Below are 19,178 nucleotides of genomic sequence, written 5' to 3'. Positions count from 1 at the left end.
TTTCCGAGTCGACTGAATCAGTGACGAGCGTCACTCAATCGCCACTCCGATCATCCCCGCGCCGTTGCGTGCGCGCGGGAATGATCCACGGAACGTCAGATGGTAAAGCGGCTCACCAGCGTTTGCAGGTGGGTGCCCAGTCGCGCCAGCTCGACGCTGGACGCAGCGGTTTCTTCACTGGCGGCGGACGTCTGTTCCGAAACGTCGCGCACGTTGATGATGCTGCGGTTGATCTCTTCGGCTGTCGCACTCTGCTGTTCAGCGGCGGCAGCGATCTGCTGGTTCATCGACTGAATCGCCGAGACGGTCTTGGTGATGTTCTCCAGCGAGCCGCCAGCGCGGCGCGTGAGATCAACGCTGCTGGCACTCAGCTCACGGCTGCTGTCCATGACGGCGGTTGCCTGTTGCGTACCGCTTTGCAGGCTGACGATCAGGGCTTCAATCTCCTCGGTGGACTTCTGGGTGCGCTGCGCCAGGCTGCGCACTTCATCGGCCACCACGGCAAACCCACGACCGGCTTCCCCGGCGCGAGCGGCTTCGATGGCGGCGTTCAGGGCCAGCAGGTTGGTTTGTTGGGCGACTGACTTGATGACATCCAGCACGCTGCCGATCTTGTCACTTTCCTGTTGCAGGGCGCCCATGGCTTCGCTGGAGTTTCCGACAGCCACGGCAAGACGCTCGATCTGGGCGATGGCTTCGTTGACTACGCGCTCGCCCTCGCGAGCTTGCTGATCGGCGGCCACAGCGGCTTCGGAGGCTTCCTCGGCGTTGCGGGCAACTTCTTGCACGGTCGCTGTCATCTCGTGCATGGCGGTAGCAACCTGGTCAGTCTCGACCTTCTGGCTGTTGACGCCTGCGCTGGTCTGTTCGGTAACGGCGGACAGTTCTTCGGCGGCGCTGGCGATCTGCGTGACGCCATCGCGAATGCCGCCCACCAGCTCGCGCAGGCTGAGGGTCATGCGCTGGATGGTGCTCTGCAGTCTGCCCAGTTCGTCCTTGCGGCCGACGCTCAGGTTGCGACTCAGATCGCCAGCGGCGACGCGCTCGACCACTTCCAGGGTTTCCTGCAGTGGCGTGGTGATCTGACGGGTAATGATCCATGCCGCCAATACGCTGAACAGCAATGCCAGAGCCGTGGCCAGTGCAATCATCATGACGGCCTGGTCGCTCTCCGCATCGCGGCTCTTGTTCTGACGGTCGATCATGTCGCTGCTGGTGGCCAGCATTTTCACGCCAAGCGTGGTCATTTTCTCCAGTGCTACCTTGCTGGCGGCCTGCGAGTCGCGGTACACGCCGACGGCTGCGCGGTAGCCTTTAAGGCCTGCGATGGCCTGCTGCAGGGTTGGGGCGAACTCAGACGAGATATCTCCGGCCAGGGTGTTGATGCCGATGATCGCTTCATCGATTGCCTGATTGGCGTTCTTCTCGAATTCCGGCCTGCCGCTGTAGGTGTAGCCGCGCACCTGGAAGCGGGCCTGCTGGATCAGCTTGCTGACACCCACGATACCGTTGAAGGCCAGGATGTTGTCTTCCTTGAGCAATGCGGCTTCGATCTTGTTCGCCTGTTCCACAGCCTTGTCGGCGTTGTCGCCCATCTGGCTACGGCTGCCTTCGCGCACTTCAATGGCCTTGGTCATCTCGGAAAACGCTTGCTGGTAATCGCGGGCTGCCTGCAGTTGACCGTCCAGCAATGCAATGTTTTCGGGGTTGCTCAGCAGCCCTCGGGCTTGTTGAAGCGCGTCATTCAGTTGCTTGAGCGTGTCGTTTACCGCACTGGCGGTTTCGGTGCTGTAGAGCGCTTCATAGCGCATTCTGTTGATGCGCAGCTCCAGGGTCAGCTCGTTGATCCCGGCAATGGCGGTCACCCGGTCGCCACGTGATATCAGGCCCTGAGTGCTGAACCAGGCCGTGATAGAGATCATCAGGGTCATCACCAGCACCAGGCCGAAGCCGATCGCCAATTTCAAGCTGACACTCGCGTTAGCGAGACTTTGAGTTAACCCGCGATACATGACCATTCCTCGACGTCTGATTCTTGTGCGTACTCATCCCTATCGGCCAGTCACGGGTTAACTGAAGCAATTGAGTGACGACAAACGAAAGGAGCAACTGATGCAGAGCGAAGGGCTTAAAACAAGCGCGCAAGCAGCGCAGTGACGGCGGTTTCGACCCGCAGAATACGGTCGCCCAGTTGCACCGGTTGCAGGCCGGATTTGCGCAACAGATCGACTTCGTAGGGGATCCAGCCGCCTTCGGGGCCGATGGCCAGCGTGACAGGTTCATTGACGGCGCGCGGACAGGCAGGGTAGTCGCCTGGATGGCCCACCAGCCCCAAGGTGTTCATGGCCAGTTGCGGCAGGCGGTCTTCGACGAAGGGTTTGAAGCGTTTCTCGATCACTATTTCCGGCAACACGCTGTCGCGCGCCTGCTCCAGGCCCAGAATCAGTTGCTCACGAATCGCTTCGGGCTCAAGAAACGGCGTTTGCCAGAAACTCTTTTCCACGCGATAGCTGTTAAGCAGAATGACCTTCGGCACACCCATGGTCGCAACCGTCTGAAATACCCGACGCAGCATCTTGGGGCGCGGCAGGGCCAGTAGGAGGGTCAGCGGCAGCTTGGCAGGCGGCTCGCTGTCCAGCGAAACGCGCAGCTCGGCCTCACGGGGTTCCAGACGCAGCAGCTCTGCAGTGCCAAGCAGACCGTTGACGCGACCGACCCGAAGGCTGTCGCCGACCTCGGCACGGTGCACTTCCTGCAGGTGCTTGAGGCGGCGGTCGCGCAGCACGACCCGGTCGGGCGCAATGAAATCGGCCTCTTCAAGTAGCAGCAGATTCACGGCTGAGTCGCGGGCGGCTGGTCTTGCTTGTCAGCCTCTTCTTGTTCATCGTCCGGGTGTTCGCCACGCTTCTTGATCAGCCCGCTGCACAGCACGCCCAGTTCGAACAGCAGCCACATCGGCACGGCCAGCAGGGTCTGCGAGAAGATGTCCGGCGGGGTGAGAATCATGCCGACCACGAAGCAGCCGATGATCACGTACGGGCGGATCTTTTTCAGGTACTTCACGTCGACGATGCCGATCCAGACCAGCAGCACCACGGCCACTGGAATCTCGAACGCTACGCCGAAGGCGAAGAACAGCGTCATCACGAAGTCGAGGTAGCTGGCGATGTCGGTCATCATCGACACGCCTTCCGGGGTCACGCTGGCGAAGAAGTGGAAAATCAGCGGGAAGACCAGGAAGTAAGCGAACGCCATGCCTGCGTAAAACAGGATGATGCTCGACACCAGCAGCGGAATGGCCACACGCTTTTCATGCTTGTACAGCCCCGGCGCAATGAAGCCCCAGATCTGGTGCAGGATCACCGGCATGGACAGAAACAGCGCCACCATCATGGTCAGCTTGAACGGCGTGATGAACGGTGAGGCCACGTCGGTGGCGATCATCGTTGCGCCTTCGGGCAGGTAGACCCGCAGCGGTGCGGACACCAGCGTGTAGATCTTCTGCGTGAAGTAGAACAGACCCGCAAAGATCAGAAACACTGCGGCAACGCAGCGCAACAGGCGTGTGCGCAACTCGGTGAGGTGCGAGATCAGCGGCATTTGCTGATCGTTTTCCGGGGTATCTGCGCTCATGGGGCTCGCGGTGGCAATGACGAATCGTGGGCGGGAGAGGGCGTCGCGACCGGGGCCGATACGGCGGCAGGTTTCGCGGTTTTCTCGAGCGTCAGTGGTGCCTTCGCAACAGGCTCGGCCGGGCCGATGTCGCTGTGCGATGCCGTGTCGGCCGCCATTTCCTGCGGTGCTGGTGGCGGGGTGATCGGCTCGTACGCCACTTCAGGGTGCTGTTGCTGAGCAAACATTTTGCGCGCTTCATCTTCCAGCGAAAGAATGTGCTCGTTGTGCAGTTGCCGACGAATCTCGTCAGCACCGATTTCACGTTCAACTTCCTGTTTGATCGCGTTGAAGCTGCGCTTCAGTCGGCCTATCCACAGACCTGCGGTGCGTGCTGCGCCGGGCAGTCGCTCGGGGCCCAGCACCAGCAGGGCCACGAGTCCGATCAGCAGCAGTTCAGAGAAGCTGATACCGAACATGGTCTTAAACCTGGTCTTTGCGGGTCGGCTCTTCGACTTTGTGCGCGTGCGCGTCGATGGTGTGCGGCTGATTCAGGGGCGAGCCCTGCGGCGCGGTATAGGGCTGTTGAGGCTGCGGCTGTGGTTGCGGCGATGCCTGATCAGCCGGTTTTTCGTCGTCGTTCATGGCCTTGCGAAAGCCCTTGATCGATTCGCCGACGTCCGTGCCCAGACCCTTGAGTTTCTTGGTACCGAAAACCAGTACCACGACGATCAGGATGACGATCCAGTGTTTCCAGTCAAAAATACCCATGAAACAGTCCTCGTAGAAGATTCTTCAAGCTCAAAAGGGGAAGGCAGTCAGTCTGCTGTGCGAGCGGCTTTTTCCGCATGACCGGACAGCCCGAACCGGCGATCCAGTTCATCGAGCACCGCTTGTGGATGCTGACCCAGCGCTGCCAGCATTACCATGCTGTGAAACCACAGGTCAGCCGTTTCGTAGATCACGTCGCTGCAATCACCGCTGAGGGCAGCGTCCTTGGCGGCAATGATGGTTTCAACCGACTCTTCGCCAAGTTTTTCCAGAATCTTGTTCAAACCCTTGTGATACAGGCTGGCGACATAGGAACTGTCGGCAGCGGCATCCTTGCGTGATTCCAGCACCTCGGCCAGGCGGGACAGCGTATCAGTCATGTTCAATGGCCTGCGTGGTAAATGGCATCAGGATCTTTCAGGACCGGGTCTACGGTCTTCCAGCCTGAGTTTTCATACACTCGGTAGAAGCAACTTTCGCGACCTGTGTGGCACGCGATGCCGCCGATCTGCTCGACCATCAGGATAATGACGTCGGCGTCACAGTCCAGGCGCAGTTCATGCAGCTTTTGCACATGACCCGATTCTTCACCTTTGCGCCAGAGTTTGCCACGCGAACGCGACCAATAGATTGCACGATTCTCGGAAGCCGTCAGGCTCAGGGCCTCGCGGTTCATCCAGGCCATCATCAGTACGCGTCCGGTCTTGTGGTCCTGGGCAATTGCAGGCACCAGACCGTCGCTGTTCCAGTGAATCTCGTCCAGCCAGTCTTTCATATCTACTCCGGCAGCCGGACTTGAGGTCCGGCGGGTTGAACAGTGTGCCAGCGCCATGCGCTGCTGGCTATCGGCGAACGATCAGATACAGGCCCGCAATCAGCATGATCGCCGCAGGCCAGGCGGCCAGCGTGGGCAGCTGCGTGCCGGCTTCGCTGATCACCCAGCCTTGTATGACGCCGCCAGCCAGCAAGGCCGAGCCGATGAGGCGCAAAGCCCAGCCATCCTTGCTCTCGCGCCACGGATTTGGCGGGTCGGAGGCATGCGGGCGGGACAGACGTTCCAGCAGGTCGCGGGTCATGTTGGCAATGTGCGGTAGCTGCTCGACCTGCGATTGCAGGTTGCTGACCAGCGTCTTGGGGCTCACACGCTCGCGCATCCAGCGTTCCAGATAGGGTTGCGCGGTGCTCCACAGGTCCAGCTCGGGATACAGTTGGCGACCCAGGCCCTCAATGTTGAGCAACGTCTTTTGCAGCAGGACCAGCTGTGGCTGGACCTCCATGTTGAAGCGTCGGGCGGTCTGGAACAGACGCATCAATACCTGTCCGAAGGAAATATCCTTGAGCGGCTTCTCGAAAATCGGTTCGCACACGGTGCGGATCGCCGCTTCGAATTCGTTGAGCTTGGTCTCCGCCGGCACCCAGCCCGAATCGATGTGCAACTGGGCCACACGCCGGTAATCGCGCTTGAAGAAGGCAAACAGGTTGCGGGCCAGATAATCCTGGTCTTCAGGCGTAAGGCTGCCGACGATGCCGCAGTCGATGGCGATGTACTGCGGGCTCCAGGGGCTGACCGTGCTGACAAAGATATTGCCCGGGTGCATGTCGGCGTGAAAAAAGCTGTCGCGGAAGATCTGGGTGAAGAAAATTTCCACGCCCCGCTCGGCGAGCAGTTTCATGTCGGTGCGCTGATCGGCCAGGGTCGCCAGATCGGTCACCTGAACGCCGTAGATGCGCTCCATGACCAGCACTTTCGGACGGCACCAGTCCCAGTAGACCTGAGGCACATACAGCAGCTCCGAGCCTTCGAAGTTACGGCGCAACTGACTGGAGTTGGCGGCTTCGCGCAGCAGGTCCAACTCGTCGTAGATGGTCTTCTCGTAGTCCATCACCACCTGAACCGGGTGCAGCAGACGTGCATCGGCAGAGAGGCGTTCAGCGGTGCGGGCCAGGATGAACAGCCACGCCAGGTCCTGGCCGATGATCGGTTTCAGGCCGGGACGCACTACCTTGACCACGACCTCTTCGCCCGTCTTCAGGCGAGCGGCATGCACCTGGGCGACCGAGGCCGACGCGAGTGGCGTTTCATCGAAACGGCTGAACACATCGCAGATCTTCGCGCCCAATTGTTCTTCGATCAGCTTGATCGCCAGATTCTGGTCGAACGGCGGTACGCGGTCCTGCAACAGCATCAGTTCGTCGGCGATGTCTTCGGGCAGCAAGTCGCGCCTCGTCGACAGCAACTGACCAAATTTGATGAAGATCGGCCCCAGATCCTGCAAAGCCAGCCGAAAGCGTGCGCCCCGGCTCAGCTCCGACTTGCTGCGCGGCAGCCAGCGCCAAGGCAGCACGAATCGCACCGCCAGCATCCACCATGGCAGGGGCAGGGCGAACAACAGGTCATCGAGGCGGTAGCGGATAACGACACGTTGAATGCGAAACAGACGGCGGACGGCAAGCAGCTTCATGCGTTATCGCTGGAATTGAGGGATCGGGCAAGGCGCTCAAAACGCGCCTCAAGGCGTTCCAGATCGAGTTTGATCCGGTCGAGTTCGGCAAAACGGGCTTCAGCTTCATGCTTGCCGACCAGCGTGCGCGACTCTTCACTGAAGTAGTCGGCGGCGTTCTGGCTCAGACTCGCCACACTATCACGCGTCCAGCGCGCACGGCTGCGCAAATGGCCACTCAGCAACTGGCTGGCGACCGGGCCGAGCCAGCGTGACAGTTCGTGCTCCCAGTCCAGCTCCAGATCCTGAAGGACACCGACCAGTTCCAGCAGTACACCGCTATCACCATCGAGTTCGACTTCCGGGCCATGCAGCACCGCAGTCTTGTCCTTGCTCAGTGCCAGGCGCAGCAGGCTTGAGGCCGGGGCACGCAGGGTGCAATCGGCGTCGGCCGCCCACTCGGGGGCAAGCAACAGGCCCTCGTCGCTGGGCAGAATGAAGATTTTCAGGGACGGATCGCGGCAGTCGATCTTGATCACATGGCCGGATAACCGCGCCAGACGCGGCAATGCCGTGCTGTCCAGACGCAATACGCGGTTGATGCCGTGCTCGACGCTGGCGAGCAGCCCCCGAAACAGCATTACGGTTTGATGCCGCGGTGCAGGGCCACGATGCCTGAGGTCATGTTGTGGTAGGTCACGCGGTCGAAACCGGCTTCTACCATCATCGACTTCAGGGTTTCCTGGTTGGGGTGCATGCGGATCGACTCAGCCAGGTAGCGGTAGCTCTCCGAATCGTTGGTCACCAGCTTGCCCATGAGCGGCATGAACGCGAACGAGTAAGCGTCATAGGCCTTGGACATCAGCGTATTGGTCGGTTTGGAGAATTCCAGCACCAGCAGACGACCGCCGGGCTTGAGCACGCGCAGCATGGAGCGCAGGGCGTCTTCCTTGTGCGTCACGTTGCGCAGGCCGAAGGCGATGGTCACGCAGTCGAAATGGTTGTCCGGGAACGGCAGCTTTTCCGCGTCGGCCTGAACGAACTCAACGTTACCCGCTACACCCAGGTCGAGCAGGCGGTCGCGGCCGACCTTGAGCATCGAGGCGTTGATGTCGGCCAGCACTACGTGACCGGTAGGGCCTACCAGCGTGGAGAACTTGCGGGTCAGGTCACCCGTGCCACCCGCGATGTCGAGCACGCGGTTGCCGGTACGAACGCCCGAAAGTTCGATGGCAAAACGTTTCCAGAGCCTGTGCATGCCACCCGACAGGAGGTCATTCATCAGGTCGTATTTGGCCGCTACCGAGTGGAATACCTCAGCGACTTTGTCTGCCTTCTGGCTTTCCGGTACATTTTTGTAACCGAAGTGAGTCGTAGGTTCGGCATCGCTGCCTTTGCGCTGATCGTTCATATCGCTTCACCGGAATAGATTGCGGGCCATTCTAATCGTCAAGGCTGGCTTTGTCTTGACAAGGCTCACCGCCAACGCTTTCTTGGATGCAGGCGGATGTATATAGTTGCGCCGCATTTCATCCGACGATCAAGGAACGCCCCCATGGCCAAGATAACTGTTGAACGCCCTCATTCCCTGGGCCGGGAACAGGCACGCGCGCGCGCAGAACAGTTGGTGGAGAAGCTGGCCGACAAGTACGGTCTGGCTCATGAATGGGTTGGCGACACCGTGAAGCTTGAAGGCAAGGGTGCCAAGGGTCGGGTTGAAGTCGAAGAAGCGCTGATTCGCATCAGGATCGAGCTGAACTTCATCCTGTCGGCCATGAGCGGCTCGATCAAGTCCGAGGTCGAGCGTGTACTGGACAAGGCACTGGCTGCCTGAGTCGCGATTGCCTGCCTGTCGGGGTTCGGAACGCCACCGGACGCTGTTTCTTTCTGATCACCCTAGGGTGAGCATTCTAATTTTTGTCCGTAGCTTTGACCTCATGCCCTGTAAAAAAGGGCGGTTCCTTCAACTTTCGAGCATGAGGTGCACCATGGCCAGAGCGACCATCAAGAGAAAAATCGAAAACGAACAGGCTTCCACCTTTTCCGACGTCAAATTGTATGCCCGTAAAATCTGGCTGGCTGGCCTGGGCGCCTACTCCAAGGTCAATGAGGAAGGCGCGCAGTATGTCAAAGAGCTGATCAAGACCGGGGAACAGGCAGAGAAAGAAGCCAAAAAAGTCCTGGATGAAAAACTCGAAGCCGCCAACAGCGAGATAGATTCGATCAAAGGCGAAGTGTCAGAGGTCAAGGGTCGCGTCGAGGTGCAGCTTGACCGGATCGAAAGTGCTTTCGATCGTCGCGTCGCCAAGGCTTTGAACCGGATCGGTATCCCATCTAAACATGATGTTGACTCTCTCTCTGCTAAGCTCGATGAGCTGACGGCATTGCTTGAACGTGTCGGGCCTAAAAAGCTCGAACGCTCCGAGCCTAAACGACTCGAACGTTCCGAGCCTGGACAATAAGGAGAACAGGATGGCTGGCAAGAAAAAGGTAGAAAAAGAAGGCAGCTCCTGGATTGGCGAGGTTGAGAAGTACTCTCGCCAAATCTGGCTGGCTGGTTTGGGCGCTTACTCCAAGATAAGCAATGACGGCAATAAGCTTTTCGAGACGTTGGTAAAAGACGGCGAGAAGGCCGAGAAGCAGACCAAGGCCGAAGCGCAGAAACAGATCGACGACGTCAAGGACACCACCAAGGCGGCCAAATCCCGCGTAGGTGATGTAAAAGACATGGCGCTGGGCAAGTGGAGTGAGCTGGAAGGTGCGTTCGACAAACGCCTGAACAGCGCCATTTCGCGTCTGGGCGTGCCGAGCCGTAACGAAGTGCAGGCGTTGCACAGCAAGGTCGACCAACTGACTCAGCAGATCGAGCAACTGACGGGTGCCAAGGCGCGTCCAGTGGTCTCGCGCGCTGCGGCCGCGCCCAAGCCTGCTCCCAAGACCACGGCCAAACCGCTGAAAGCAGCAGCCAAGGTCGTCGCCAAGACAGCAGACAAAGCGGCGGATAAAGCAGCAGCGGCCAAACCGGCAGCCAGAAAGGCAGCGACCAAGCCGCTGGACGTAGCCGAGAAAGCCGCGTCCAAAACGGCAAGCAAAGCCAAGGACGTTGCCAAGCCGGCTGCGCCGAGAAAGCCGGCAGTCAAAAAAGCCGCAGCGCCCAAGCCTGCAGCGTCGGTCAGGGAAGACAGCCCTAAACCCGCTGCCGCCCCAGCGCCTTCGTCGGAAGCGCCAGCCAACCAGCCTTCGTAAGAAGACCGGAACGCCAAGGCCCGGCCTGCTTCGCAGGTCGGGCTTTTTGTTGTGCGGCGCTTACTGATAGTCCTTGTGGAGACTCTACTTTCCACGTCCGGCAAGATCTTAAATAGATTGCTTACAGGTCTCGGTGCATGTGTGAAGAAAACGGATGGTCGGCACTGAGTTGGATCGTCCGTATGTAAAGTTAGTGATGAATTTAAAATAATAAGACAGAGTTTGTTTAGCCATTCCTACAGTGATTTGCTTGATTGTTCATAGGTTTAAGCTTGGCGTCCTACGTGGCCAGGGAATTATCCTACAGTTTTGTCGGACTGCAGGGCGTCCAATGGGCCTATGAGGATTCTGGTGTCGATGTTACTAATATCTCACTCGCACCGCGTGTACGAGTAAGGTGATTGTCACCACTACTTAAAATCTTATGGAGCAATAATAATGGGAAGACGACGTTCGGAAATTTCAATTGACCCGATGAATCAAAGTCAAGATGCGCTGGGTCATCTCCTGCCGAGTGAAAATCAATTCTATTTTATTGATTAATTCGGTATCGCTGTAAGGCAGGCTTGGGGCACTCCCCAAGCCTTTCCAGTCTGGAGTTTTTATGTTTGAACGAGAGTACGTACCTGCGGCAGCGAGAGATAAAATCTTGCAAGCGACTTCTTCTTTATCGTTGTCTGCTTCACTAGAGTATGAAAATTCATCGAAAACAGTTGCAACCTGTGTACTCAGTGATAATGAGGGTAAGGTGGTAAGCGAGGGCGCGGGGAAAGGTTATCATTGCGACATTGGTGCATTGGCTGAAGGCATTGAACACTATGCATTGAGCTACGAGTGGTCTCGGCATCTCGTAGAGTCCGCTGTGAAATCGGTTCGTCTTCAGCCTTTGCTCAACATGGATGGGTTGGTGGCTAACCTTCCAAGTGACTGTTCGGTTATTAATTGTGTGACGTTGACCGATATGCAGTCCGGTGCGCCTGTGCTGCTTCCGGCAGTGCTTCAAATGCCACATATACCGCTTACAGAAAAAGCCTGTACGCAGGCTGAGCTCTCATTTCTTAATAAATACTCTTCGAATTCAGGCGTTGCGTTTGGTTGTTCAAGGTCTGAGGCGCTTCTTCACGGTCTCAATGAAGTTGTAGAGCGGCACGTGCTTTCAAAGATCTTTATGTCTCTGTGTGGTCAGCATGAGCGATTAATGCTGGCGTCTGTAAGCGCAGACGTACTGGACGATATTTTCTGCACAGGCTCCGATTTTCGTTCCGCCGTTGAAACGATGAAAATATTAATCGTGGAAACAATTTATGGCGTTTATTTTAGTATGGCCCTACCGAAAAGGCCGGATGGAAGATATCCGATTTGCCCAATAGGATCGGGCTGCTCGGTGGATCCTAGGATCGCTATAAAACGAGCCGCTTCTGAGCTTCTGCAAACGACTCAGCTTTTTGACGCGTCTGAAAAAGCAACTGACTTTAGGGCCTATGCATTGATGCATAAAGTACCTGCGCTACAACCACTGTTGCAGTTGGAAGTGCTTAGGAATATTGACCTGCCCTGCAAGCGACTCACCCCGCCGGGTCGAGTGTCAGTGACTGATCAGATGGGGCATATGATGAAAAAAATTTCGAGCACAGGGCTCAGGATTCTTAGTCGTACGGTGCTGGCTTTTGAAAATGGCTGTGCAGTGACGCAGATTTATGTTCCCGGGTTGGAGAGGTTTAACTTGATTAGAGCGGGCCTGCCAGTCGTTCCGCAACACTTACTGCATGCCAATAAGTCGTTGCAATAAAAGGTGCGCTATGATTGCTTTTTTAAAGGAAACGCTTCGTTCAAAGCGAACGCTTTTTATCAGCGCAACGGGCATGACAGTGCTCGTAAAGGTCGCTGTGTTAATGCCCGCTCTGCTGCTGGGTAGGATTATTGACACGTTTTCTACTTCGCCTCCGATCGACGCAACCTACAGTTTTTTTCTGTTGATTATGTTGTGCGTTGCTACCGCTCTTCAGTCAGCTTTTCATCCCTTGCAAACTTATCAGCTTGTGAAGCTCGTACAGATAATTCTGAAAGAAAAATCTGTTCTGTGGACAGCAAAAATACTGCAGAAAGAATTCGAGCAATTTTCATCTCTACGTCTTGGTGGGTTGATAAAGTCGTTGGAGAGAGGAATAACTGCACATGAAAAATTTCTGACATTCGTCATCACGGCAGGGCTGCCCTTAATAATCGAGTTGGCGTTAATTGCTGCTATTTTTACGCTTGTCGGGGGCGTAACTATATTTTTTGCTCTTTTGGGTGTGTCAATTGTCTATATGTTTATTTATCGCTGCCTGGTAAACTGGCGGCGTCCTTTTCTAATGGCTGTCAACGAACTAGAGGACGCCGTGTCCTCAAAGCTTTTTGAGACGTTTCAGGCCGGGAAGATAATAAAACTTGAGCAGGCCTGCGATCAAGCGCCTGAACAGTTGTATGCGAGTTATGCAGGTTATGCGCAAGCTGCTACAAAAGTCGCCAGCACGGGAGCCCTTCTGGGTGCTGTAAAGATTTTGTACCTTGGACTGTCAGTCGCAGGATTGTTAGCATGGGGTGTCTATGATCAACTGTCGGTTTCACCAAGGCTGACGGTCGGCGATCTGGTCGCCGTATTTTCGATCGCCGGGATGCTACTGAATAATTTCAGTGCATTGGCAGAAGCGTATAGAGCACTTGATCAATTTCGAGTTGACAAAGAAAAGCTGGAAAAAACGTTGCTGTTGGATGACGTGATAACGTGTTCTCAGCAATCTGTTTTGGGTCATCTGTTCAGCCTGAGTCTGTCGCGCGTGGAAAGGGTGACGAACAAACCGTTGCGTTTTCAGTCTGACCAATCCGTCGCGATAATCGGGCCAAGCGGTGGAGGTAAAACCACGCTTTTGGAAACATTGGCTGGTACGCTAATTTCCAAACGTCAGTATCTCAGTGCCAACGACTTGCCCATGCAACCCTCAGGTATCGAGGAATACCTGAGTCGTGTTCGCTACTGCCCGCAAAACCCTGTTTTTCTGGAGGGATATATTCGCCAGTCTGTTCTTTTTGGATATGAAATATCTTCTTTAGCGGCATCGGCAATTGAGTCGTTAGAATTGCACGAACTGGCAAAAAGCACCTATATCGCAGAAGGTGCCAAAAATATTTCTGGCGGAGAGGCGAAAAGACTTTCGTTACTAAGGCTGATCAACCGACCTGGAGATTTTAACCTCTTCGACGAGCCAACGGCTTCATTAGACCAGGAAACGGGATGGCGTGTCTGGAAAATATTATTCACTCATTTTCAGCATAAGGGATTGATCTGTGCAACTCACGATCTTGCAGCGCTTCCTTTTTTTGATCGGGTAATTGTCATGAAGCAGGGATCTGTCATTGCTGATGGGATATGGAGCGACCTTGAAGGTGATCTTAGGGTATTAGACGTGCTGAACGAAGTCGTTCCTTCCGAATAGCTCTAGCGCATCAGGTCGCGTACAAAGCATCAATCGTAAAGCAACTTGCTTCCCAACCTTCAATCCTTACCGCCCCAGATACTCCATCGCAATCTGCTCGGCCGCCTGCCTGGAGGTGGGCAGCAGGTGTGGGGTGACCAGCATCATGATCTGGTACACCACCACCCGCACATCGCCCTCACGGCCGAGAATTCGCTGGTAATCCAGCGAGAACAGCAGGGTCATGGTGATCTGTTCCACCAGTTGCCCCAGCGCCTGGGTTTCGCTGACCAGTTGGCCCTGGGATTTCAGGCGAGCCAGCAGTGAGGCCAGGGTGCGCTTTAGCGAGTTGAGCAGGTTGCGGATACCACGCGCCAGCTTGGGCAGACGTCCGGCGAGGTTGGACAGGTCCTGAAACAGAAACCGGTAGTGCGACAGCCGCTCGACGATCAGGTGCAGGAATACCCAATAGTCCTCGGCACCCAGCCTTGCGTCGGCGGGCGGGTCGAGCAGCGGGGCAAGTTCTGCCTGAAACCGCTCGAACAGCCCCAGAATCAGCGGCTCCTTGCCATGAAAGTGGTAGTAGAGGTTGCCAGGGCTGATGCCCATTTCGTTGGCAATTTCCAATGTGGAGACATTGGGTTCGCCCTGCTGATTGAACAGTGTCAGCGCACATTCGAGGATACGGTCGCGGGTTTTCATCCAGTCTTCTTGTTCGAGTCCAACGTCATCATAAGGCAAGGGGCGCGCCTTACCGGGCGGGCCCTTGAGGTCAGGCCATCAGCGCACGTGCACGTAAGTACCTGGTGCGGCCTCCATGGGCGGGTATTTCTCGCTGCCCAGTTCCATGCGGGTTTCACGCTGGGTGCCAGAGCGCTCCTGAATCCAGGCCAGCCATGCAGGCCACCAACTGCCGTCCCGGCTCTGTGCGTCGTAATACCAGGCACGCGGATCGCTGCTGAACGTGCTGTTCTCGACGTAGCTGGCTTTCGGATTACCGGGCGGGTTGAGGATGCTCTTCACGTGGCCGCTGTTGGACAGCAGGAAACGTCGATCGCCGCCCAGCAGCAAAGTCGAGCGGTACACCGAGTCCCAGGGGGTGATGTGATCGTTCATCCCGGCGACGCTGAAACTGTCTACCGTGACCTTCTGCAGATCGATGGGCGTGCCGCAGACTTCCAGTCCGCCCGGGTGCCTGAGCGGGTTGTGCTTGAAGAAGTCCAGCAGGTCGCCATGCAGTGCGGCAGGCAGGCGCGTGCTGTCATTGTTCCAGTAAAGAATGTCGAACGGCGGTGGCGCCTTGCCTAGCAGGTAGTTGTTGACCCAGTAACTCCAGATCAGGTCATTGGGGCGCATCCAGGCGAACACTCGGCTCATGTCGCTGCCTTCCAGCACACCGCGCTGGTAGGAGCGTCGCTTGGCCGCTTCCAGTGCCTCCTCGTTGATGAACAGGGTGGCCGGGCTTTCGATCTGGCTGTCCAGAAGGCTGACCATGTAGGTCGCACTGGCCACCCGTCGAATCTGCCGCTTGGCCTGCAAATGGCCTTGCAGCGCCGCGATGGTCAGGCCCGCCGCGCAGGCACCGACCAGGTTGACCTCACGAGCGCCGGTGATCGCCCGGCACACATTCAGGGCTTCTTCAGTGGCCTCAACGTAGCTGGACAGCCCCCATTCCCGATGCCGTACATCCGGGTTACGCCAACTGATGACAAAGGTTTGCAGGCCGTTCTTGAGGGCGTATTGCACAAAGCTGTTGGCGGGACTGAGGTCGAAGATGTAGTACTTGTTGATCTGCGGCGGGACGATCAGCATCGGTCGGCTGTACTGCTTTTCGCTCATCGGCTTGTACTGGATCAGCTCCAGCAGCTCGTTGCGAAACACCACTGCGCCGGGGGTGGCGGCTACGGTTCGACCGATCTCGAACGCATCCCGGGTGATCTGGCTGGGCAAGCCGTTGTTGTGCAGCAGATCGTCGGCCATGTGGCTCAGGCCCTTGATCAGGCTGGTGCCGCCAGAATTGAACAGTTCCTTGATTGCCAGCGGGTTGAGCAGGGTGTTGGTGGGCGACAGCGCATCGTTGAGCAGGTTGAACAGGAAGTGCGCCCGCGCCTGATCGTCCTTGGAAAGATCGCAGTCATCAATCCAGCGTTTGACCTGATGCTGCCAGCTCAGATAAGCCTGCAACCCACGACGGTACAGCGGGTTGTTGCTCCAGGTCGGGTCGGCGAAACGGCTGTCTCGCGGGTTGGGCGGATAGGGCGTTTCGCCCAGCACCATCACGCGCCCCAACTGGGCGCCTAGCGCCATGGCGTGGCGAGCGCTGCGAAAAGGGTGTCGCCAGCCCTGAGCGGCGACACTGCGCAGGGTGGAAAACAGGTCTTGCCCGCGCAGACCCGTGAAAGCGCTTTGCACGTTGATGAAGGTGGTCGGTGTCATCTCTGCCACCTTCTTTGGTTTTTCTTGCATGAGGGCAACACTCCTTCGTCAAGCCATCAACCCAGGGGCTGACGCAGGCCCCATCCCGGCGGCCAGCGTCGTTCTGCGCGGTTCGACACTCCTGTCTCCGGCGCAGTCGGTGAAGCATTTTTTGTTCGCGAAGCGTTCCAGTGCCTTCGACCATGACGGACGGGTTCAGCGCGCTCTGGGAGGTGCAGGTTGCGGGTGCATGACCGCGCGTTGTCGTTCCTGCTGCAGAAAACTCATGATGATGGGGGCCACGGCTTCGGCTCGAGTGATCAGAAACAAATGTCCGTCATCGATTATGTGTAGCTGGGCATTGGGTATTCGCCAAGCCAGCAGGCGCATATTGACCAGCGGGATCAATGGATCGTCGTCACCGGCAAGGACCAGCGTCGGCTGATGGATCTTGTGCAGCCAGTGAATGCTGGTCCAGCCCATGCCCGCAAACAGCTGCCAGTAGTAGCCCAGCTTGCCGGACGAGCGGACCTTGGCCGCGTGGTTGGCCGCCAGGTAAGGATCGCGCCGAAACGCACCGCCATAGATTTCCGGGGCGATGCGAATCACATGGGACGGCTGGATATACCGGCGGGGACTCGCCATCAACCACAGCACCCGCGGCTTGCCCGGCACCATCGCCATGCCTGCCGCTGTAGCCGCCAGCACCAGCTTTTTACAGCGCTCGGGGTAGTCGTGGGCGAACTGCTGGGCCAGCGCGCCGCCCCATGACACGCCGATCGCGTTCACTTGTCCGTAATCCAGATAATCGAGCATGCGCGCGGCCAGCTTGGCCAGACCGGGAAAGCGATAGGGCCGTTTGGGCGTCGACGAGCCGCCGACCCCCGGCACATCGAACGCAATGACTTCCAGGTCCGGGTCCAGTGCGTCGACGAACGGAAACACCAGTTCGAGGTTGGCGCCGATGCCATTGAAGATCAGCAGCGGCGTCAAATGACTCTTGCCAGGTCGCACGGCGGTGCGAATGGTATGACCGTCCAGGTCAATGGAGCGAAATACAAACGGTAGAGGCATGCGCGAAGCCCTGTTGGTTAAACCGCTGGGAAAGCTGTCCTGCGTTTCGACCAGATCGTACGTCTGTCATTCGCCTAACGAGCGCTGCCGGTCACTTCCATAGTGAACGGCAGCGTGCCTTCTTCCTTGAGTCTAGCGTTCGTGAACGTAGGTGCCGGGCGATGCCTCGCCTGCCGGGAATGTCTTGTTGCCAAGGGTGGTGGGCGCTTTCTTGAGCTTGCCCGAACGTTCGGTTTGCCAGGTCTGCCAGTGCAGCCACCACGAGTCGGTGTGCTTGGTGCCGTTCTCCTGCCATTCGTCTGCAGTCGGCGGCAGTTCGGAGTTGGTCATGTAGCGCGACTTTGGGTTGCCCGGCGGGTTGAGAATGCTCTGTATGTGCCCGCTGCTGGACAGCACGAACTCGGTCTTGCCGCCAAACAGCCGGGCGGACTTGTAGCACGAGGCCCATGGGGTGATGTGATCGTTGGTGCCTGCCAGGCAGAACACGTCGGTGGTGACCTGTTTCAGGTCGATGGGCGTGCCACAGACTTCCAGCGCGTTGGGTCGGGTCAGCGGGTTGTTCTTGAACATCTCGATCAGGTCGCCGTGAAAGGCTGCGGGCAGACGTGTGGTGTCGTTGTTCCAGAACAGAATGTCGAAGACCGGCGGTTCGTTGCCGAGCAGGTAGTTGTTGACCCAGTAATTCCAGATCAGGTCATTGGGTCGCATCCAGGCAAACACCTTGGCCATGTCCCGACCCTCCAGCACGCCCGCCTGATACGAATGGCGTTTGGCTGTTTCCAGGGTCTGCTCATCGACGAACAGCGCGACGTCCGTGTCCAGCGTGGTGTCCAGCACACTGACCAACAGGGTCATGGCGTTGATCTTCTGCTCGCCGAGTGCCGCGTAATGGCCCAGCAGGGCGGTGCAGGTGATACCGCCTGAACAGGCGCCCAGCACGGTGAGATCCTTGCTGCCGGTGATCGCCAGCACCACGTCCACGGCTTCCTTGAGCGCCTCGATGTAAGTCGAAAGCCCCCATTCGCGCTGAGCCTTGGTCGGGTTGCGCCAACTGATGATGAAGGTCTGCACGTTGCTGCGCAGACAGAAGCGCGCCAGGCTTTTTTCCGGGCTCAGGTCGAACACATAGAACTTGTTGATCTGCGGCGGAATCACCAGCAACGGCTTCTCGTGGACCTGCTCGGTGATCGGCTTGTACTGGATCAGCTCCAGCACGTCGTTGCGAAACACCACCGCGCCCTCGGTTGTGCCCAGGCTTTTGCCCACCTCGAAGGCGTCCATGTTGACCTGGCTTGGCATGCCGCCGTTGTGCACCAGGTCCTTGGCAAGATGTGACAGACCGTCCAGCAGGCTTTTGCCACCCGTTTCAAAGAAGCGCTTTGCCGCGGCGGGATTGGCGGCCGAATTGGTGGGGGACATGGCTTCGGTCATCAGGTTGATCACAAAGTGACCGCGGCTGATGTCCTGCGGGGTCAGGTTGCTGTTGCCGATCCAGTCGTGCAGCTCTTTGCGCCAGGCCAGGTAAGTCTGCAGGTAGCGACGGTAGAGCGGGTTCTGGCTCCAGGCCGGATCGGCAAAGCGTCGATCGTCCGGAGAGGGCTGCAGGGCGGATTTGCCGAACACCACATTCTTGAGTTCAACACTCAGGTGAGCGACATGTTTAAGGCTGTGGATCGGTTGCTTGATCGCCTGGCGCAAGACCATGCGCGCAGTGCTCAATAAGTCCTTGCGGCGCAAGCCCACCACCGGATTGAGATTCAAGGTGTTTTCAGAGGCCTGGCGCTGCAAATCATCGTCTTTCGTGTTACTCATCTACGACGCTCCGTTGTCCTGAGACGAGTACCGCCACTTCTTCCCTGTGAACCAGCGACACAGGCGAATAGCCGGTACTACTGCTCGTGTGACCTAAGATGGCTTGGCGACCCATTCCCCGATTTTCATGCAGGCTACCGCGAAGGCAGCTGAACAACTGCGCTTCGTGTCGCCACTCCTTGCATACCGCTTGTGTGCATCTTTCGATGCAGAAGAACTGCCAGTGCCATTGGTTACGCGAGATTTGCAAAAATCGCAAGCAGCGTCAGTCATTGGCCGCTGCGCGGACCATTGAAACAAATTGGATTAGAAAGCGCGTCCTAAAACGACGCAAGCGTGCCAGAGCGGCTGG

At 57.5% G+C, this 19,178-nt stretch carries 19 protein-coding genes; 5 read left to right on the top strand and 14 right to left on the bottom strand.

Features of this window, described 5'->3' with window-relative positions; translation table 11 throughout:
- Nucleotides 1-95: 95 nt before the first annotated feature.
- From H8S56_RS16755 to ubiE, 10 genes are all read right to left on the bottom strand, one after another.
- Complete coding sequence (locus H8S56_RS16755; RefSeq protein WP_187519247.1) at nucleotides 96-2,012, bottom strand: HAMP domain-containing methyl-accepting chemotaxis protein; 1,917 nt, start codon at nucleotides 2,010-2,012, stop codon at nucleotides 96-98.
- 116 nt (nucleotides 2,013-2,128) lie between these two features.
- Nucleotides 2,129-2,836: a 16S rRNA (uracil(1498)-N(3))-methyltransferase gene (locus H8S56_RS16750; protein ID WP_024688899.1), complete on the bottom strand. Its 708-nt coding sequence runs from the start codon at nucleotides 2,834-2,836 to the stop codon at nucleotides 2,129-2,131.
- On the bottom strand, nucleotides 2,833-3,633 hold the full coding sequence (gene tatC / locus H8S56_RS16745; protein WP_024688898.1) for a twin-arginine translocase subunit TatC: 801 nt from the start codon (nucleotides 3,631-3,633) through the stop codon (nucleotides 2,833-2,835). Before tatC ends, H8S56_RS16750 begins: the two co-directional genes overlap by 4 nt.
- On the bottom strand, nucleotides 3,630-4,091 hold the full coding sequence (gene tatB, locus H8S56_RS16740) for a Sec-independent protein translocase protein TatB (RefSeq protein WP_187519246.1): 462 nt from the start codon (nucleotides 4,089-4,091) through the stop codon (nucleotides 3,630-3,632). The genes tatC and tatB overlap by 4 nt, the downstream gene beginning before the upstream one ends.
- Nucleotides 4,092-4,095: 4 nt before the next feature.
- Nucleotides 4,096-4,383 (bottom strand): twin-arginine translocase TatA/TatE family subunit, encoded by a 288-nt coding sequence (locus H8S56_RS16735; RefSeq protein ID WP_024688896.1) that lies wholly within the window; start codon nucleotides 4,381-4,383, stop codon nucleotides 4,096-4,098.
- A 47-nt stretch (nucleotides 4,384-4,430) separates the two neighbouring features.
- Nucleotides 4,431-4,763 (bottom strand): phosphoribosyl-ATP diphosphatase, encoded by a 333-nt coding sequence (locus H8S56_RS16730; protein WP_187519245.1) that lies wholly within the window; start codon nucleotides 4,761-4,763, stop codon nucleotides 4,431-4,433.
- Nucleotides 4,764-4,765: 2 nt separating this feature from the next.
- The gene (gene hisI / locus H8S56_RS16725; RefSeq protein ID WP_003414224.1) at nucleotides 4,766-5,158 is read right to left on the bottom strand and encodes a phosphoribosyl-AMP cyclohydrolase; all 393 of its coding nucleotides are present in this window, start codon (nucleotides 5,156-5,158) and stop codon (nucleotides 4,766-4,768) included.
- A gap of 67 nt (nucleotides 5,159-5,225) precedes the next feature.
- Nucleotides 5,226-6,845 carry a ubiquinone biosynthesis regulatory protein kinase UbiB gene (ubiB, locus tag H8S56_RS16720; protein ID WP_024688895.1) on the bottom strand — a complete coding sequence of 540 codons (1,620 nt, stop codon included), beginning with the start codon at nucleotides 6,843-6,845 and terminating at the stop codon, nucleotides 5,226-5,228.
- A complete protein-coding gene (locus tag H8S56_RS16715; RefSeq protein ID WP_187519244.1) occupies nucleotides 6,842-7,465 on the bottom strand; it encodes a ubiquinone biosynthesis accessory factor UbiJ in 624 nt (207 codons plus the stop codon). The genes ubiB and H8S56_RS16715 overlap by 4 nt, the downstream gene beginning before the upstream one ends.
- The gene (gene ubiE / locus H8S56_RS16710; protein WP_024688893.1) at nucleotides 7,465-8,235 is read right to left on the bottom strand and encodes a bifunctional demethylmenaquinone methyltransferase/2-methoxy-6-polyprenyl-1,4-benzoquinol methylase UbiE; all 771 of its coding nucleotides are present in this window, start codon (nucleotides 8,233-8,235) and stop codon (nucleotides 7,465-7,467) included. The genes H8S56_RS16715 and ubiE overlap by 1 nt, the downstream gene beginning before the upstream one ends.
- 144 nt (nucleotides 8,236-8,379) lie before the next feature.
- Between ubiE and H8S56_RS16705 the strand changes: the two genes are divergently transcribed.
- The 5 genes from H8S56_RS16705 (at nucleotide 8,380) to H8S56_RS16685 (ending at nucleotide 13,546) form a co-directional block, all read left to right on the top strand.
- Nucleotides 8,380-8,658, top strand: a complete 279-nt coding sequence (locus H8S56_RS16705) for a polyhydroxyalkanoic acid system family protein (RefSeq protein ID WP_187519243.1) — start codon at nucleotides 8,380-8,382, stop codon at nucleotides 8,656-8,658.
- Between the two features lie 154 nt (nucleotides 8,659-8,812).
- The gene (locus H8S56_RS16700) at nucleotides 8,813-9,286 is read left to right on the top strand and encodes a phasin family protein (RefSeq protein WP_187519242.1); all 474 of its coding nucleotides are present in this window, start codon (nucleotides 8,813-8,815) and stop codon (nucleotides 9,284-9,286) included.
- A 10-nt stretch (nucleotides 9,287-9,296) separates the two neighbouring features.
- Nucleotides 9,297-10,070, top strand: a complete 774-nt coding sequence (locus H8S56_RS16695; protein WP_187519241.1) for a phasin family protein — start codon at nucleotides 9,297-9,299, stop codon at nucleotides 10,068-10,070.
- 604 nt (nucleotides 10,071-10,674) lie between these two features.
- Nucleotides 10,675-11,859 carry a YcaO-like family protein gene (locus H8S56_RS16690; RefSeq protein WP_187519240.1) on the top strand — a complete coding sequence of 395 codons (1,185 nt, stop codon included), beginning with the start codon at nucleotides 10,675-10,677 and terminating at the stop codon, nucleotides 11,857-11,859.
- A gap of 10 nt (nucleotides 11,860-11,869) precedes the next feature.
- The gene (locus H8S56_RS16685; RefSeq protein ID WP_187519239.1) at nucleotides 11,870-13,546 is read left to right on the top strand and encodes an ATP-binding cassette domain-containing protein; all 1,677 of its coding nucleotides are present in this window, start codon (nucleotides 11,870-11,872) and stop codon (nucleotides 13,544-13,546) included.
- A 66-nt stretch (nucleotides 13,547-13,612) separates the two neighbouring features.
- On the opposite strand, the gene H8S56_RS16680 is transcribed toward H8S56_RS16685, so the two are convergent.
- From H8S56_RS16680 to phaC (H8S56_RS16665), 4 genes are all read right to left on the bottom strand, one after another.
- Nucleotides 13,613-14,227, bottom strand: a complete 615-nt coding sequence (locus H8S56_RS16680) for a TetR/AcrR family transcriptional regulator (RefSeq protein WP_024688887.1) — start codon at nucleotides 14,225-14,227, stop codon at nucleotides 13,613-13,615.
- Between the two features lie 78 nt (nucleotides 14,228-14,305).
- The gene (phaC, locus tag H8S56_RS16675; RefSeq protein ID WP_024694004.1) at nucleotides 14,306-15,991 is read right to left on the bottom strand and encodes a class II poly(R)-hydroxyalkanoic acid synthase; all 1,686 of its coding nucleotides are present in this window, start codon (nucleotides 15,989-15,991) and stop codon (nucleotides 14,306-14,308) included.
- A gap of 165 nt (nucleotides 15,992-16,156) precedes the next feature.
- Nucleotides 16,157-17,014 carry a poly(3-hydroxyalkanoate) depolymerase gene (gene phaZ / locus H8S56_RS16670; protein WP_024694005.1) on the bottom strand — a complete coding sequence of 286 codons (858 nt, stop codon included), beginning with the start codon at nucleotides 17,012-17,014 and terminating at the stop codon, nucleotides 16,157-16,159.
- 132 nt (nucleotides 17,015-17,146) lie between these two features.
- Nucleotides 17,147-18,826 (bottom strand): class II poly(R)-hydroxyalkanoic acid synthase, encoded by a 1,680-nt coding sequence (phaC, locus tag H8S56_RS16665; protein ID WP_187519238.1) that lies wholly within the window; start codon nucleotides 18,824-18,826, stop codon nucleotides 17,147-17,149.
- Nucleotides 18,827-19,178 lie beyond the last annotated feature (352 nt).

Origin of the sequence: Pseudomonas triticifolii (assembly GCF_014358015.1) — a bacterium.
In the GTDB taxonomy this organism is placed as follows: domain Bacteria; phylum Pseudomonadota; class Gammaproteobacteria; order Pseudomonadales; family Pseudomonadaceae; genus Aquipseudomonas; species Aquipseudomonas triticifolii.
Note: the sequence above shows the minus strand (reverse complement) of the source record. Positions and strands in the feature narration are given on the sequence as shown.

Excerpts from the sequence above, each read along its gene's own strand:
- H8S56_RS16755 (WP_187519247.1), bottom strand. The coding sequence starts at position 2,012 with ATGTATCGCGGGTTAACTCAAAGTCTCGCTAACGCGAGTGTCAGCTTG.
- tatC (WP_024688898.1), bottom strand. The coding sequence starts at position 3,633 with ATGAGCGCAGATACCCCGGAAAACGATCAGCAAATGCCGCTGATCTCG.
- tatB (WP_187519246.1), bottom strand. The coding sequence starts at position 4,091 with ATGTTCGGTATCAGCTTCTCTGAACTGCTGCTGATCGGACTCGTGGCC.
- H8S56_RS16735 (WP_024688896.1), bottom strand. The coding sequence starts at position 4,383 with ATGGGTATTTTTGACTGGAAACACTGGATCGTCATCCTGATCGTCGTG.
- H8S56_RS16730 (WP_187519245.1), bottom strand. The coding sequence starts at position 4,763 with ATGACTGATACGCTGTCCCGCCTGGCCGAGGTGCTGGAATCACGCAAG.
- hisI (WP_003414224.1), bottom strand. The coding sequence starts at position 5,158 with ATGAAAGACTGGCTGGACGAGATTCACTGGAACAGCGACGGTCTGGTG.
- ubiB (WP_024688895.1), bottom strand. The coding sequence starts at position 6,845 with ATGAAGCTGCTTGCCGTCCGCCGTCTGTTTCGCATTCAACGTGTCGTT.
- H8S56_RS16715 (WP_187519244.1), bottom strand. The coding sequence starts at position 7,465 with ATGCTGTTTCGGGGGCTGCTCGCCAGCGTCGAGCACGGCATCAACCGC.
- ubiE (WP_024688893.1), bottom strand. The coding sequence starts at position 8,235 with ATGAACGATCAGCGCAAAGGCAGCGATGCCGAACCTACGACTCACTTC.
- H8S56_RS16705 (WP_187519243.1), top strand. The coding sequence starts at position 8,380 with ATGGCCAAGATAACTGTTGAACGCCCTCATTCCCTGGGCCGGGAACAG.
- H8S56_RS16700 (WP_187519242.1), top strand. The coding sequence starts at position 8,813 with ATGGCCAGAGCGACCATCAAGAGAAAAATCGAAAACGAACAGGCTTCC.
- H8S56_RS16695 (WP_187519241.1), top strand. The coding sequence starts at position 9,297 with ATGGCTGGCAAGAAAAAGGTAGAAAAAGAAGGCAGCTCCTGGATTGGC.
- H8S56_RS16690 (WP_187519240.1), top strand. The coding sequence starts at position 10,675 with ATGTTTGAACGAGAGTACGTACCTGCGGCAGCGAGAGATAAAATCTTG.
- H8S56_RS16685 (WP_187519239.1), top strand. The coding sequence starts at position 11,870 with ATGATTGCTTTTTTAAAGGAAACGCTTCGTTCAAAGCGAACGCTTTTT.
- H8S56_RS16680 (WP_024688887.1), bottom strand. The coding sequence starts at position 14,227 with ATGAAAACCCGCGACCGTATCCTCGAATGTGCGCTGACACTGTTCAAT.
- phaC (WP_024694004.1), bottom strand. The coding sequence starts at position 15,991 with ATGCAAGAAAAACCAAAGAAGGTGGCAGAGATGACACCGACCACCTTC.
- phaZ (WP_024694005.1), bottom strand. The coding sequence starts at position 17,014 with ATGCCTCTACCGTTTGTATTTCGCTCCATTGACCTGGACGGTCATACC.
- phaC (WP_187519238.1), bottom strand. The coding sequence starts at position 18,826 with ATGAGTAACACGAAAGACGATGATTTGCAGCGCCAGGCCTCTGAAAAC.